Origin of the sequence: Chitinophaga flava, assembly GCF_003308995.1 — a bacterium.
GTDB lineage: Bacteria > Bacteroidota > Bacteroidia > Chitinophagales > Chitinophagaceae > Chitinophaga > Chitinophaga flava.
The window spans coordinates 1,878,042-1,890,740 of record NZ_QFFJ01000002.1 but is presented as its reverse complement, the minus strand read 5'-3'; the positions used below and the strand labels follow the sequence as shown (position 1 = coordinate 1,890,740).

Annotated in this window: 12 protein-coding genes; 1 reads left to right on the top strand and 11 read right to left on the bottom strand. The window is 48.9% G+C overall.

Annotation, left to right across the window (positions count from 1 at the left end):
• Window positions 1–20: 20 nt before the first annotated feature.
• From DF182_RS23885 to DF182_RS23850, 10 genes are all read right to left on the bottom strand, one after another.
• Window positions 21–581, bottom strand: a complete 561-nt coding sequence (locus DF182_RS23885; protein ID WP_113618302.1) for a putative HlyD family type I secretion protein — start codon at window positions 579–581, stop codon at window positions 21–23.
• 4 nt (window positions 582–585) lie between these two features.
• Window positions 586–2,775: a peptidase domain-containing ABC transporter gene (locus DF182_RS23880; protein WP_113618301.1), complete on the bottom strand. Its 2,190-nt coding sequence runs from the start codon at window positions 2,773–2,775 to the stop codon at window positions 586–588.
• The gene (locus DF182_RS23875; protein WP_113618300.1) at window positions 2,775–5,918 is read right to left on the bottom strand and encodes a lantibiotic dehydratase; all 3,144 of its coding nucleotides are present in this window, start codon (window positions 5,916–5,918) and stop codon (window positions 2,775–2,777) included. Before DF182_RS23875 ends, DF182_RS23880 begins: the two co-directional genes overlap by 1 nt.
• Before the next feature lie 37 nt (window positions 5,919–5,955).
• Complete coding sequence (locus DF182_RS23870) at window positions 5,956–7,161, bottom strand: lanthionine synthetase LanC family protein (RefSeq protein WP_113618299.1); 1,206 nt, start codon at window positions 7,159–7,161, stop codon at window positions 5,956–5,958.
• 78 nt (window positions 7,162–7,239) lie between these two features.
• Window positions 7,240–7,440: a class I lanthipeptide gene (locus tag DF182_RS23865; RefSeq protein ID WP_113618298.1), complete on the bottom strand. Its 201-nt coding sequence runs from the start codon at window positions 7,438–7,440 to the stop codon at window positions 7,240–7,242.
• A 98-nt stretch (window positions 7,441–7,538) separates the two neighbouring features.
• Window positions 7,539–7,718, bottom strand: a complete 180-nt coding sequence (locus tag DF182_RS23860) for a class I lanthipeptide (RefSeq protein ID WP_113618297.1) — start codon at window positions 7,716–7,718, stop codon at window positions 7,539–7,541.
• A 57-nt stretch (window positions 7,719–7,775) separates the two neighbouring features.
• Window positions 7,776–7,946, bottom strand: coding sequence for a class I lanthipeptide (locus DF182_RS32370; RefSeq protein WP_153260014.1), 171 nt, complete (start codon window positions 7,944–7,946; stop codon window positions 7,776–7,778).
• Between the two features lie 28 nt (window positions 7,947–7,974).
• Window positions 7,975–8,139: a class I lanthipeptide gene (locus DF182_RS32365; protein WP_153260013.1), complete on the bottom strand. Its 165-nt coding sequence runs from the start codon at window positions 8,137–8,139 to the stop codon at window positions 7,975–7,977.
• Between the two features lie 89 nt (window positions 8,140–8,228).
• Window positions 8,229–8,429, bottom strand: a complete 201-nt coding sequence (locus DF182_RS32175) for a class I lanthipeptide (RefSeq protein WP_147243531.1) — start codon at window positions 8,427–8,429, stop codon at window positions 8,229–8,231.
• 94 nt (window positions 8,430–8,523) lie between these two features.
• Window positions 8,524–8,709: a class I lanthipeptide gene (locus DF182_RS23850; protein ID WP_147243530.1), complete on the bottom strand. Its 186-nt coding sequence runs from the start codon at window positions 8,707–8,709 to the stop codon at window positions 8,524–8,526.
• Between the two features lie 404 nt (window positions 8,710–9,113).
• On the opposite strand from DF182_RS23850, the gene DF182_RS23845 reads away from it, so the two are divergent.
• Window positions 9,114–11,546, top strand: a complete 2,433-nt coding sequence (locus DF182_RS23845; RefSeq protein ID WP_113619703.1) for an ABC transporter permease — start codon at window positions 9,114–9,116, stop codon at window positions 11,544–11,546.
• Window positions 11,547–11,628: 82 nt separating this feature from the next.
• Here DF182_RS23845 and DF182_RS23840 read toward each other — a convergent pair whose 3' ends face one another.
• Window positions 11,629–12,699 carry a dipeptidase gene (locus DF182_RS23840; RefSeq protein WP_113618294.1) on the bottom strand — a complete coding sequence of 357 codons (1,071 nt, stop codon included), beginning with the start codon at window positions 12,697–12,699 and terminating at the stop codon, window positions 11,629–11,631.

Genomic DNA, 12,699 nt, shown 5'->3' with positions numbered 1-12,699 from the left:
AAAAGCAGACTGGTAGCTGATCATCTCTTTGTCAACGGTGCCAGTACCTGGCCCATTACCCGCTGGAGCACACTTTGGTCTGCTGTCATAATTTCAGCGGTACCGGTTAGCACCGACTGGGATGGTATCTCCCGGCCGGTGGTAGAGCGCATGCCCTGTGTAAGCCGGATGTCTACCCGAAAGGAGCTGTCGCTTACCGCTATGGCCTCTGTCGTCACGGTACCGGGCAACAGTCCATAGGTGTCGGCAGGATAGGCGGCCAGCCGCAGCATCACCGGTTGCCCTGCTTTCACCCGCCAGGCGTCTCCTGCCGGAATATTACCCTGTACCACCGGCGCCTGTGCATCGGTTGTAATCCTCACCTGGAGCGGCAGCACATCCGGATAACGGAAATATCCGGCCCATACAAAGGCTCCTGCAATCAGTACGCCAATCAGCGTGATACCACTGCGGATGATCCAGGGAGGCATTTTACCCATGATCTCCTGCACCTCCTCGCTCCGAACTTCTTCCAGGGAAGCATGTACAGCGTGCCCGTTTAATGGCTTGGGGCTATGGTCCCAATAGTTGTTTTCCGGCATATGCTTATCCTCCCAGTTCCAGTTGATTTTTTACCAGTTCAAAATAATTGCCTTTCAGGGCCGTCAGGGAAGCGTGTGTTCCCGATTCCACGATACGTCCTTTTTCCAGTACGATGATCTGATCGGCATTCTTAACGGTGCTCAGGCGATGTGCGATAACGACTACTGTTTTGCCCTGGAAGAACTTCTCCAGGTTATCCATGATCACGTGTTCGTTGTTAGCGTCAAGCGCGCTGGTAGCTTCGTCAAAGAAAAGATAATGCGGATTTTTATAGATGGCGCGTGCTATCTGTATCCTTTGTTTCTGGCCGGCGCTGATACCGCTGCCGGCGTTACCGATTTTTGTCTGATAGCCCATTGGCAGGTCTTCGATGAAACCGCGGATATTAGCCATTTCTGCAGCATGTACCAGCTTTTCCTTGTCCATTTTCTCGTCGCTGATGGCAATATTTTTAGCGATGCTGCCGGAGAAGATAAAGCCATCCTGCATAACGTTGCCACACTGGCGACGCCACCACTTGGGCGAAAGGCGCTGCAGGTCTTCTTCTCCCACCAATATCTGTCCGCTGGTAGGTTCATAAAACTGTAACAGCAGTTTCATGAGTGTGGTTTTACCGCTGCCGCTGGTACCTACGATAGCGGTCACCTTTCCTTCCGGTACTACCAGGTCGATATCTTTCAGTACAAACGGCGACTTGGCGCCACCATATTGAAACGATACATCCTGCAGCACAATATCGCCGTTGTTTTTAGACTGGGGAATGATCTGTTGCTGATTTTCTTCTTCCTGCCGGTTATGTATCTCTCCCAACCTGTCGAGGCTCATTTTGGCATCCTGAGCCGACTGTACAAAGGCCAGCAGCTGGTCCAGCGGGCTGTTCATCTGCCCGATGATATAACTCACAGAAAGCATCATGCCCAATGTGAGGTTGCCGTTCATGACTTCACGGGCGCTGATAAAAGAAATCAGGATATTTTTCAGCTGGTTGAAGAATACAGAACCCAGCTGTTGATACTGGCCGAGGGCCAGGCTTTTTACGTTGATCTTGTACAGGCCTGCCTGCACATGTTCCCATTCCCAGCGCCGTGCTGTTTCGCAGTTATTCAGTTTTATCTCCTGCATGCCCGTGATCAGTTCAAAGAGAATGTTCTCATTGTCACTCATCCGCTGAAAGCGCTTGTAGTCAAGGGCTTTACGACGGCGCAGAAAAAAGAATATCCAGGTGATGGCGGCCACGCTGAACAGTACAAACACCAGCAGTATTTTGAGGCTGTACACGGCCAGTACAATAGTAAACACAAACAGGTTTACGAATGAAAACAGCGTGGAGAGCGTGGTGCCAGTGAGGAAGTTCTGAATGCGGGTATGGTCGCCGATACGCTGATGAATATCTCCGATCATTTTGCTGTCGAAAAAGCGGATAGGCAGTTTCATAAGCTTGATGAGGAAATCGGAGATAATGTTGATGTTGATACGGCTGTTCATATGCAGCAGTATCCAGCTTCGTATCATTTCGATAGCGGTGCTGCCGGCAAAGACCAGCAGCTGGGAGATCAGTATCAGGTATACAAATTGAGTATTGTGCCGGTTGATACCATAGTCCACCAGGCTTTGCGTCAGGAAGGGTGTCACCAGCGAGAGCATACTGGCCAGGATGAGGCCCAGAAAAAGCTGCACCACATACTTGCGGTAAGGGCGCAGATAATTGAAAAGGAAACGGAAACCGGTGGCTGCCCTGGCAGGGGCCGCCAACCTGTGGAAACTGTCAGTAGGCTCCAGCATCAGCACCACACCGGTTTGCTGGTTACCCTGCCAGCATCGCTGGAAGGTTTCCCTGTCAACTTTTACCAGACCATGACCGGGATCTGCTACCAGTATCTTATCGTTCTTCTTGTCCCGGTTATAGTTCTGTGGTGGCAATACAACAAAATGCTGTTGGTTCCAGTGCAGAATACAAGGCAGCTCTACGCTTTCATCGAGTTGTTCGAAAGTAATCTTCACAGCGTTGGTGCGGAAACCGATTTTTTCCGCAGCTTCGCTGATACCCAGCAGGCTTACGCCTTCACGGGTAATATTGGCCAGCTCCCGCAGGTGGTCCAGCGGGTAGTCGCGACCGTAGTGTTTAGCCACCATCCTCAGACAGGTGGGGCCACAGTCCATTGCGTCCAGTTGTCTGTAACAAGTAAATGCCATTATTTAAGCGTTGCTTCCATAGCCAGTTGTGATAAGTAATATTTTTCCAGGAAATGATACAGTACCATTTCGTGCTTACGTTGTTTGGCAACGAATATCCTGTTCAGGAACATGTGTATGTGACTGGCGAGGATATCAAAGTAACGGGCGTCGTTGTTGTACTGTTCCCGGATCTGTCTGGCCAGCGGCACGTTGATCTCCGAGCGCTGCCGGAAGAAGGCAACGGCTTCAGTGATTTCGTTGCTTTCATCATTTTCTGCACGCAGGAAAGATGCAATCTCCTGTTGATGTTTACGGTATTTGTCGTTGAGTGGCTTATGCAACAGTTTGGCCCCACCAAATTCGGCGGTAAATCCTTCCCGCAGGCTTGCCAGCAGCGACTTCCTTTCCAATGGTGTCAGCCCGAAATCTTCCAGCAGCATGTCTGTACCACGCAGGGCCAGTTTCCAGCGATAATGTTCTCCTTCCTCTCCTTCCAGCATGCTAACGATGCCTACTACAGCGCGGCTGTCGGCGCTAAACAACTGTTCACACAGATGGATGGTAGAAGCGCCATAGCGTTCTATCTCCCTGATGTAGGTATCACATACAATTTTAGACACCTGTCCGCTTTGGATGAGCGGTTGCAGTGCTGTTTCTATGCGGTGCAGGATCTCATCATTATTGGAAGGCCGGCGGCTGTTGAGGAAACGCAAACGGATATGCGGCTGCGGATCACTATACCGCAGGAAAAAGAAATCTTCAAAAAGGCCATCTTCCTGCCATTCGGGAATATGTTGCGCAAAATAACCCGCCAGCAATTCTTCTGCTACGCGATAACCACAATATACTTTCACGTACATCCATTCACTACCTGGTGCAAAACTGCGGACCGGCAGAGAGGCCGGTACAACAGCTGGTGCAGCGGCAGTCTGGACAGCCGGGCGGGCCTTGTCTGCAGTCTTCACATTACGAAGCGGCAGCAATAACTCATGCGCATATACGTTGTTTTCCGTATCGCACACAATACCACCGGCATCTTCCAGCAAATACTCCTTGAGTTTAACAGAAGACACTTTTTTAACCTGATCGATCAGCAGCTGTACTGCTACTGGTTGTGTAAGGTCTATGAGCAACTCGTTATCCGCTTCTGCCAGCAGCACTTTTGACGGTATGCCATATTGCTGGCAGTATTGTTCAAAGAATTTCATATTGGCAGTGGTATCATCACCCAGCTGTTCTACATCTTTAGCTGTCAGTGTCCAGTAAGCCTTGCTGAGGATGATGTTTTTATATACCACCCGGGGCAGGCGTTTACGGGAACCCAGCACGCCCCAGTCCCAGTATACCGAACCGTTACCGGATTGATGTTGCAGATCGCATAAAAATTTATAGATAGGTAGGCTGTTGAAGCTGTAGTTATGTGCAGAGCTCAGACGTGGTATCACGCGTTTGTTGAGCCTTTTGCTTCTGAGGACCACTTCATTTTGTCTTATGGATACCATCAGATCGGAAATGGGAATCTGGTGGTCTTCCGGAATACCAGCCACTCCGATATATGGAATTTCATAAGGACGAAGAGCAGGCCGTATCAGTACATTAGCAGCACGGGCTTCAGGGAAATGTACTACTTCTGCCAGGATCAGGTCCGGATAGGTAGCGGCTTCCTCCTCCAGGATATCTTTTACTTTGGTGGCCAGCTGTGAATCACCGCTACAGAAGCGGCCGAGCAGGTTAGCTGCAGAAGGACCGCCCATGGAGTTGAGTGCGAAGCGGTATTCGCCTTTGTCGGCGGCTGCTGCCGAAGCTGCGTGCAGGCTGCCGAAGAGGTAGCAGCTCTGCGCCATCTCTACTGTTTCATAGTCACCCAGTTTCTTCAGATCTTCTTCTGTGATGGTCACCTCTTGTAATCCCTGTTGCAGGGCTTGTTCGTATTTATCGAGACTGAGCTGCTGCAAGAGAGACCAGGTGACGGTATTATTTTCAGTACCGGCGCCGCCCATCACATCTTCCACAAAGGGCGCATGTACGGAGTTTTCAATACCGGAACCGTAACCGATACCGGTTTCTCCGTCCAGCACCAGGTTGAGTGGTACTTCCTGCGATTCATAGCGTTCCTGGAAACGGCTCACGAAAGAAGATATTTCGGAATGTCCTTTCGGGAAACCGTGGCAGAGCGCCAGCAGTTGATTGATCTGGCTTATGATATCGTTGACCAGCGGCTCACCCAGTTCACATTGCTGCGCTGTTTTAAACAGGTCTACCTGTAACAGGTCTTTGGGAATGCTGATGGGGAAAGCCGTTTCACACAGCTGATGGATGGAGGTCAGGCGGGAACGTTCGTAGTTCTGCTCCTGCAGCAGTTTTTGCAGGGCTAGCAGGGATTCCCGGAATTCGCTGGCATCGGGGATAGACAAAAGTCTTTCGGTCAGGGATTGCAGGTTATCATCACCGGTTATACGCGGTTCTGTTTCAGCGATGAGCAGCTGTGAGTCGATCAGTTCCCGAACAAAGTCGGCTGCTTCCTCCTCTGTGATGGAAGGGTCTACTTCCAGGATCAGCTGCACGATCTGTGCGATCGTCATGCCTGCAGTGGCTTCTGTAATGATCTTTGTCATAAACACGGAGTCTTCCACTGCGGTGAGCAGGTACTTACGCCGGTTGTTGACGATCGTATATTCTGCATAGCGGTATTTATCACCGCTTTTATAAAGACTGTTGTTGGGGTAATAACGAAGAGCGTCGCTAACAGCAGGCTGTTGGCTGATATGGGTACTGATACGGGTATAGTAGTCCATATCCAGGCGTACAAACTGCCGGGCATCTTTCATAGGATGTAGCTGCAGCCGGGTGGTTTCGCCCATGGAACCGGTGGTGCATCCGGCGAAGAGGCCATAGGGCGTGCTTCGGGTACAGGCGCGTACCCAGTATTTGTACAGTGATTTCCGCAGCTTGTCGGTTTTTTTCCGGTTGAATGATGCCGGGTCGCTGAGGAATCTTTCCAGCTCCTTCAGCAGGTCGCCAGAGGCGATACACAGCGCATAGAGGAATAAAGGGTTCTTGTCTGCCAGTTCCTGCAAATTGTCCTGTAACACTTCGCGGTACCTGTTGACAGCGTACAGCGGACTTCTTAATAGGAAAAATCCTGTATGCGATAATGCCATAATAATTGTTGTTCCTTTAACGAATGATCATAAAATTTCAGGAGAGCAGAAAACACTCATCCCATGCTAATGGGGTTGTATGTAATTGTGATAACATTGTCAATCCTACTCCGCTGCTGCCATCGAGCAGGTCCCAACAGTAATCCCACTGTTTGTCTTTTCCCTGCCATACTCTGATGCCATGCTGACTGCCATCTTCACATAAGGTTATTCTTCCTATTGCATTCTGCTGCCAGTGGTTGGCGCATTCCAGGAAAGTAGTATCATTTGTCTCGAACCAGAATTTGCGGTAAAAAGCGGCGATGCCACCAGAACCATGACAGAAGCAGTTATCCATTATACCAGCGGTTTCGTCTGTATTACGACGGGCACTATAGTGCATGATTTCCAGTGCTTCGTCTGTCCATCTTTTTTCGTCAAACACTTTACCACAGTGCCAGAGCGCCATCGCTACGTTCAGGTCGCCGTAGCACCATGACAGTCTGCTGCCTACGGATTTTCCATCCAAAATGGCGGGATACAGGGCATGCATGGAGGTATCATCATAGGTATTTTTATGCTGCAGCATAAAGGCGATGCTTTCAGCGATCAGCTGACGGCACAACGGCTGCGCGATACCAGCCTGATATATTTTAGCCAGGATGATGAGCAGGGAGCAGGTGCCATGAGCCAGGCTGAAGGAGTCTGTAAGAATCCCTTCCGGCTGATCATGTGTATAAAAGAAGGGCAGGCTTCTTCCATTATCAGTGGCCACACTTTTGTCCCACAGGCGTTGTACGAACTGTTCGAGATGTTCCCTTACATCGGGACGGTTGGTAAAGCCCAGCAGGAAATTGCACATACCAGAGCTGCCATGCAGGAAATCGAAGTGAAGATGATCGCTGTGGAAGTTGCTCTGTGAGATAGTGGCGGTTACAAAATCGGTAGCAAGATCATCGATATCCATTTCCAGAAAACCGTGACGGCTCAGGTGTTTGAGCAGCCAGAAAGGGCCGGTGTGGCCATTGCAGAAGGAATAGTTATCGCCGTTTTCCGGTGCATAATCGGCATATAGTTCTTCCAGCAGCGCAGTAGCGTTGTCGGCCTCAGTGTCTACATATTGTTCGTAATAAAACATAAACAACAAGGCACCCCAGGGACCTTTGAACAAACTGTTCGCATATTCTGATAAAAACTTACGTTCCCGTATGGCGGGAATCATATCGTTGTACAGGTTTTTTAACTGTGTTTCAATGTTATTCATGGGCTGCGATGTTTAATTTTTTTGCAACAGGAAAAGATGTGCTCTCCCTGTTGGGAATACAGAAATGCTGTATACCTGTTATGGTATCTGGCAGCAAATACCATTAGGTCTTGGGCTGGTAGCTATGCAGGAAGATATTACAAAGGTATCTTCGGCACAGGTAGGGTAAAATGTGTTAATACCGCCTACCAGGTGCTGTTGCTGGCCAGCATTCAATGCTGCTACTGTTTCTTTGTTGAGCAGCAGTTTTCTGCCCAGGTCAATTTTTTTCTTTTTCATGATTCAGAAAGTGGTTGAAAATCCTCCCCTCTCTATAGCCGTGGGGCGGTTGTTCAGCTTATATAGCCCAGGACTTAAGTCCTGGGCTAGTATTGTTATTAACGTGTCCAGACACATCCTATAGGACAGGTAACTTCATCTGTTTCCACACAGCAGGTACTGAACCAGGTGATCGGTTGACCACCGGCCAGTTTGGATTGCTCCTGTGGATTTAAGGTTACAAGCTTATCTTTTCTAAGCAACAGCTTTTTATTGAGTTCGATTTTTTTCTTTTTCATAATGGTGAATTTTAAAGGGCATCATTTTTCCGGTACCCTGTGATGAACTGTTTTTAGTTAGCACATCACCACCGGACAGCTTACCTCAATTGTTTGTACACAGCAGGTACTGTATCTTGTTAAAGGAATACCACCGGCGATTTGAGATTGTTGCTGAGTGTTCAGTTCAACAATCGCTTCCTTTTTCAGAAACAGTTTTTTGCTGAGGTCTACTTTTTTCTTTTTCATCTGGTGAGATTTAAAAGTGTTATTGATATCAGCAAACTTCGCAACGGGAAACATCTGTTGGTATACAGCAGATGGTAGTCCTGGTCAAAGGCATACCGCCGGCAATTTTGGATTGCTGCTCCGGATTCAATTCAACAATTGCATCTTTTTTCAGGTGCAGTTTTTTGCTGAGTTTGATTTTTGTCTTTTTCATAATAGGGGATTTTCAGGCAGACATACTTATCCTGTGAGCTGTAGGATAACAGCTCGAAGAAGGCATATCCGCGGTTTAGAAAAAGGTCATTACATAGTTAAAACCTGGAGACATTGAGGAGTATTTGTAACACAGAGATCACAAGTATCGCCACAGGAAAGACAAGTTATAAAACGTGTTACAGGTATTGCGCCACCTTCAACAACAGCTTGCTGCTGTGTATTCAGTGTGACGATGGTAGATTTGTTGAGCGACAGTTTTTTGTCCAGGGAAATTTTTTTCTTTCTCATAACAGGGTTGTTTACGGGTTAAATGTTTAATGCATGGTAGTAACTATCGTTGATGCCTGGTTAACAGCTATCAAACCGATGATAGTGATGGTTGTTACATGCACACCTGATCTGGCTTCGCATGTGTTTCACAGGTAACCCATGGATCCCAGGTGATATTGCTATAGAATTCGGTTTTGATACCACCTTTCAGACCGTTTTTCTGTTGTTCGGAGAGAGAAGCGATGGTTTCTTTGTGGAGTGACAGTTTTTTCTCCAGTGAAATTTTTTTCTTTTTCATAACTATAGTTTTCATAATATCCTCCCCTGTCTTCAACCAAGCGGTAACGCCCTGGGGCGGTTGTTCAGCGTACATTCTTAGCGATGGGAATACGATGGTCCGGATTTATGTAAAGTTGAACATAGACATACTGACACAGGTCATTTTGAGCTTTTAAGGCTATTGAAGATAGGTATTTTATCAAGAAAAAAAAATTTTACCTGAGAATGATAAGTTCGGTAAAATTAACATCTTAAAACGGCACCGGCTACACGCATTTTAGCCATCTTTTCAGCGTCCGGCGACGAACAGACGGCGTATCAAAAACGAACAATTAGTACCGGGGTGGTATGTACAAGTATTTGTTTTTCAAGAAAATAAATTATGGCATCTTCTTGGTGCCTCACGCTGAAACAGCATTACGCATGTTCTTCAACTATCTGAAAATTGCCTGCAGGCAGCTCCTCAAAAACACCTCCTTTTCCCTGATCAATATATCCGGGCTGGCCATCGGTATGGCCGCCTGCATGTTGCTGCTGCTCTACCTCCGGAGTGAATTATCCTTTGACCGTCACCATCAGTACAGCAAGGACCTGTACCTGATCAACAGTGAAGCCACAGTAGCTACCGGCGCCAGAGAAGAATACCCCATGTTGTCGGCGCCTTATGCAGAAGCCATCCGGTCGGCCTACCCCGAAGTAGCCGATGTAGCCCGGTTGTATACCATGGAAGATAAAACCCTGCTACAGGTAAAAGCTGCAGGCAGGCCGGTACAGGCCATTTACGAAAGCAGCGGATGTCAGGCAGATCCTTCTTTCTTCCGGCTTTTTTCTTATCAGTTCCTGGAAGGCGATGCCAGCCGTGCTTTAACAGAAACCAACAGTATCGTACTTTCAGCTGAAACAGCTACCAAACTTTTCGGAGGGGCGCCGGCGTTAAACCAGACGGTAATACTCAGCAATGGCGCCGCCTATAAAGTAACCGGCGTATATAAAGATGAAAGCAGCCGTTCCCATATCAATGCCCGTTTCTTTATCCCCCTGTCTGCCGGATGGATGGGCGATTTCCTGCGGTCTTCTCAATCCTTCTCTACCAACAATATTTTCTATACCTATCTACGGCTGCAACCTGGTACCGATGCACAGGCACTGGATAAAAAGCTGGCTACCTTTATGCAACGTATTGCCGGCAAAGACTTCAAAGAAGCCGGTTTCAGCAAACGCCTCTTTCTCTTGCCCGTCAGCTCACTCCATCTCTATAGCGGACTTCGAAACATCGTCACGCCTACCAACAGCATGCTGTATCTGTATATAATGGCCTCCATCGCCCTGCTGATACTGATCATCGCCTGCGTCAACTTTATGAACTTGTCTACTGCCCGTTCCTTACGGAGGGCAACGGAAGTGGGTATACGAAAATCGCTGGGTGCCGGTAAAGGTGCGCTGATCAAACAATTTCTGGGAGAATCCTCCCTGCTGGCTTTTCTGTCGCTGCTACTCGCCATCATCCTGGTGATGGCAGCCCTGCCGCTTTTTAATACCATCACCGGCAAAAATATCTCCGGCAACGTATTGCTTTCTCCTTCAGTGGCAGCCATCTTCCCCGGCATAGCCCTCATCACCGGCTTGCTGGCAGGAAGTTACCCGGCTTTTTATCTCTCAGCCTTCAAACCGGTAGATACTTTAAAAGGCAGATATACAAATCGTATATCCGTAGCCGTTCTAAGACGCGGACTCGTGGTAGTACAGTTTGTGATTGCTATCGGGCTGATACTGGCCACCCTGGTGATCCATGATCAGATGCAGTTCCTGCGCCGGCAGCCGCTAGGCTTTGCACAAGACCAGCAGATCGTCATCCCCCTGCGCAGCGAAGCCGCCCAAAACGCCTACAACAGCCTGCGTCAGCAAATATTACGGAACCCGCAGGTAAAAGATGCAGCCGGTACCCTGTTCTATCCCGGCATCCGGAATAACATGGACTTCAGCCTTTACCGCCCGGACCAAACCGTCAAAGATATCCAACAGGTGAGCATCAACTGGATAGCTCCGGAATTCCTCCATACGATGGACTTTCAGCTGGTCAGCGGCCGTTTCTTTACCAGCGGCACCATGACCGATACCAGCCAACGGCTGATTGTCAACGAAGCAACCCTGCGTAAACTGGCCATCCCGGTGGCCGGCGCCATCGGTCAACGGCTTAACTTCAACTGGCAGGGACAGGTGTTATCGTATGAAATCATCGGCGTGGTGAAAGACTTCCACTTCGAAGACCTTCATCATCCCATACAGCCTTATGCTTTCCTGATGGCGCCACATCATCATTTCAACTACCTCATGGTACACAGCAACACAGGCAGTATGAAGCACATCATTGCCTCGCTGGAAAACAACTGGAAGACATTGCTACCCGAAGAACCTTTTGAATATTCCTTCCTGGATGAAGATTTCCAGCGTAACTATGATGCGGAAAAAAACACCTCCCATCTCCTGACTTACTTTACTTTCATCGCCATCTTCGTTTCCTGTCTGGGCCTGTTTGGACTGGCTGCATTTGATGCCCAGCAAAGGACTAAAGAAATCGGTGTCCGCAAAGTACTGGGGGCTTCTGCTTTGAGTATTACCGCCCTGCTATCGAAAGACTTCCTGAAACCGGTGCTGCTGGCCTTTGTTATTGCCAGTCCACTGGCTTACCTCGGCATGCAGCGGTGGCTCAATAACTTCGCCTACCATACCCATATTAGTGGCAGTACTTTCCTGGCAGCAGGTGCACTGGCCTTTCTCACTGCACTGCTGACAGTGAGTGCACAAGCCATCAAAGCCTCTCTGACAGATCCTGCACGCAGTCTCCGGACTGAATAATGAATTGTATAAAAACAACAAAGCAGCAAAGAACGATGATCGCTCTTTGCTGCTTTGTTATTTTAAATCTTTTTCGCGTGCTTTATTTCCAGGCATTACGCAGAAAGCGCAGCCAGTTGCCATGCATGACATTTTCAATATCAGCGGCGGTATATCCCCGTTTAGAAAGCAATGCTGGCAAGGATTGCAGGTCAGCAATTGTTTCCAGGTCATAAGGACACTGTTCTTTTCCGAAGGCTCCATCGAGATCGGAACCGATGCCTACGTGAAGGGAATTGCCGGCGATCTGGCAGATATGGTCCAGATGATCGACCATCTTTTCGAGGTTACAGTTCATCGCTTCAGGGGTGGACTGGAACCGGATCCAGCCCGGCACCATCATCCAGGCGTCGAGTGCGCCACCGATCACTGCGCCTTTCTGTATCAGCGTTCTGATCATGTCGTCACTGAACTGGCGGTTATGATCTACCAGTGTACGACAGTTGTTGTGACTGGCCCATACAGGCCCGTTGAAGAGGTCCATGGCATCCCAGAAGGCATCGTCACAGAGGTGGGTAGCATCCAGTATGATATTGAGCTTTTCCATTTCCTTCAGCAGCTGACGGCCCTGTTCATTGAGATGACCGGTAGCATCGGTGCCGTTGGCATAACGTCCGGGCCCGTAATGCGCAGGCCCTACAGCCCGCAATCCGGCGTGGTAAGCCCTTTCCAGATGCCCTACGGTTACGAGTGAATCGGCGCCTTCGAGGCTGAGGATATAACCAATCCGTTTTTTATCGTTGGGAGTACCATCATTCCAATAAGCCAGGTGTTGTTCCAACCCCTGTTTATCTTTAATCATGATCATCTCCCCTGCTTCTTCCATGGCTTTATACCAGGCCAGCTGGCCCTGTGTTTGTGACCAGGCCTGCTGCGGAGAAAACCATCCCGGCAGGTTGTTGCCTGGTGCAACATAACGGGCTATCTGCGTGGCCACTACCAGGCCTATATTTCCTTTTCTCAGCTCGGGGAAAGACACAACGCCTTTACCGCGGTCGGGTTTATCGTTTTGTCCGGCTTCCCTGCTGCGGATGGCGTCAACAGGCAGCTGCAGATCCCTGTTCCATTCCATAGCATTCATGCTAAGGTCCAGGTGTGCATCGATCGTAAACAT

Coding starts and splice junctions, on each gene's coding strand:
- DF182_RS32370 (WP_153260014.1), bottom strand. CDS start 7,946: ATGAAAAAGAAAAAAGTAGACCTCAGCAAAAAACTGTTTCTGAAAAAG.
- DF182_RS23870 (WP_113618299.1), bottom strand. CDS start 7,161: ATGAATAACATTGAAACACAGTTAAAAAACCTGTACAACGATATGATT.
- DF182_RS23845 (WP_113619703.1), top strand. CDS start 9,114: ATGTTCTTCAACTATCTGAAAATTGCCTGCAGGCAGCTCCTCAAAAAC.
- DF182_RS23840 (WP_113618294.1), bottom strand. CDS start 12,699: ATGTTTACGATCGATGCACACCTGGACCTTAGCATGAATGCTATGGAA.
- DF182_RS23865 (WP_113618298.1), bottom strand. CDS start 7,440: ATGAAAAAGAAAAAAATTGACCTGGGCAGAAAACTGCTGCTCAACAAA.
- DF182_RS23860 (WP_113618297.1), bottom strand. CDS start 7,718: ATGAAAAAGAAAAAAATCGAACTCAATAAAAAGCTGTTGCTTAGAAAA.
- DF182_RS32365 (WP_153260013.1), bottom strand. CDS start 8,139: ATGAAAAAGACAAAAATCAAACTCAGCAAAAAACTGCACCTGAAAAAA.
- DF182_RS23875 (WP_113618300.1), bottom strand. CDS start 5,918: ATGGCATTATCGCATACAGGATTTTTCCTATTAAGAAGTCCGCTGTAC.
- DF182_RS32175 (WP_147243531.1), bottom strand. CDS start 8,429: ATGAGAAAGAAAAAAATTTCCCTGGACAAAAAACTGTCGCTCAACAAA.
- DF182_RS23850 (WP_147243530.1), bottom strand. CDS start 8,709: ATGAAAAAGAAAAAAATTTCACTGGAGAAAAAACTGTCACTCCACAAA.
- DF182_RS23880 (WP_113618301.1), bottom strand. CDS start 2,775: ATGGCATTTACTTGTTACAGACAACTGGACGCAATGGACTGTGGCCCC.
- DF182_RS23885 (WP_113618302.1), bottom strand. CDS start 581: ATGCCGGAAAACAACTATTGGGACCATAGCCCCAAGCCATTAAACGGG.